Source organism: Jatrophihabitans sp. (genome assembly GCF_036000465.1).
In the GTDB taxonomy this organism is placed as follows: Bacteria; Actinomycetota; Actinomycetes; order Mycobacteriales; family Jatrophihabitantaceae; genus Jatrophihabitans.
On record NZ_DASYFV010000002.1, the window covers coordinates 1 to 1,911 of the forward strand.

1 protein-coding gene and 1 pseudogene are annotated in these 1,911 nt (G+C 72.2%); both read right to left on the bottom strand.

The features are described 5' to 3' along the window. Positions 1 to 267 (bottom strand): annotated as a pseudogene (locus VGN18_RS00225) (uracil-DNA glycosylase); the annotation flags it as partial. Continuing rightward, positions 264 to 1,911 (bottom strand): S9 family peptidase (locus VGN18_RS00230; protein ID WP_327537599.1); only part of this gene is annotated, 1,648 nt, incomplete at its 5' end. The gene VGN18_RS00230 and the pseudogene VGN18_RS00225, both read right to left, overlap by 4 nt.

The window sequence follows — 1,911 nt, forward strand, 5'->3', positions numbered from 1 at the left end:
ACGCGGCACCGGCCGCACGTCCGGCTCGACCGAGAACGACAGCCCGACCGGGTGCCCCGGCGTCGGGTACGGGTCCTGGCCCACGATCAGCACCCGCACGTCGGCGAACGGCTGGGTGAACGCACGCAAGATGTTCTTGCCCGCCGGCAGGTAGGTGCGCCCGGCCGCGACCTCGGCGCGCAGGAAGTCGCCCATCGCCGAGATCTCGCCGGCGACCGGCTTCAGCGCTGCGGCCCAGCCGTCCTCGACGACGTCGACCAGGTTCACGAAAGGACGAGCTTCGGCACGCCCGGCGGCTCGAACCCGAACACCTGACCGTAGAAGGACAGCGACGACTCGTAGACGTCGATCAACGTCTCGCGCTTGCGGAACCCGTGCGACTCGCCCTCGTAGGGGCGGTACGCGTGCGGGATCCCCTTGCTCTGCAGGGCGTCCCGGAACAGCTCTGCCTGCGACGGCGGGACGATCGGGTCGTCGAGCCCCTGCAGCAACAGCACCGGGCAGGACAGCCCGTCGACGTGGTTGAGCGGCGCCCGCTCCTCGTACAGGTCGGCCGCCTCGGGCAGCGGCCCGACCAGACCGTCGACGTAGCGCGACTCGAAGTCGTGGGTGTCCTTGACGAAGTTGGTGAGCTCGGCCACCCCGAACAGCGACACGCCGCAGGCGAAGGCGTCGGACGTGGTCAGCGCGGCCAGCACCGTCCACCCGCCCGCCGAGCCGCCCTCGATGCCGAGCCGGGCCGGGTCGGCGATGCCGGCGTCGGCCAGCCCGCGCACCGCGGCAACCGTGTCCTGGACGTCGACGACGCCCCACTGCCCGCGCAACCGGTTGCGGTACTCGCGGCCGTAGCCCGTCGACCCGCCGTAGTTGACGTCGACAACGCCGATGCCGCGGCTGGTGAAGTAACCGATCAGGCCCACGGCATGGACGACCGTGGGCTCCGCCTGACCGGTCGGGCCGCCGTGCACCAGCGCGACGAACGGCGCCAGCTCGCCCTCGGGCGCGACGAAGTCCGGGTTGTGCGGCGGGTACACGATCACGTGCACCTCGCGCCCGTCGTTGGCCGGACCGCCCTCGACCGTCATCAGCCGGGCCTCGGGCAGGTACGCCGGGTCGGGCGCCTCGTCGAGTGCCAGCCGGACGTCGGTCAGCTCGCGGCTGCCCAGGTCGAGCAGCCGCGATCCGGCGACGGTGCGCGAACCGCCGGTGCCGAGCAGCACGCGGTCGCCGTCGACAGCGCCGAGGGTCACCGAGCTGATGTTGCCGAGGTCGATGTCGTCGTACTTGCCGGTGGCCGGATCGAGGACGGCCAGGATGTCGTCGCCGAACGTGCGCACGGTGAGCAGCCGTCCGTCGTCGAGGATCCGGTACCAGTTCGAGCCGAGCTGCCACATCGGGCCGCCGAGGTCGGCGTCGACCGGGGCCACGGCCACGGCGTCGAGGCCGTCCAGCCCGATCGTGTACAGGTTCCAGAAGCCGCTGACGTCGCTGATCGCGTAGAGCGTCTCGGCATCGCGCCACTCGGGCTGCAGGATCGACTCGTCGATCGCGCCGAGCAGCGTGCGGTGCGGCCCGCACGTGCCGTCGTCCTGCAGGTCGGCGACGCGCAGCTCGGTGCCGTCCCACGGCATCTGCGGATGCTCCCACGCGATCCAGGCGAGCCGGCGCCCGTCCGGCGAGATCCGCGGGTAGGCGAGAAAGTGCGAGCCGCCGACCACCGATCTGATCTTGGCCGGATCGTCCGCGGCCGAACCGTCGATCGGCACGGCGACGATGTCGCGGGTCACCGACCCGTCCTCGGCGTGCCGCTCGCGTACGCACCAGACCTCGCCGACGCGCAGGAACTGCAGCTCGGCGTAGCGCCACGCCGCGGGCTGCGGCGGTTCCGGTGTCAGCGGGACGGGCTCGCCG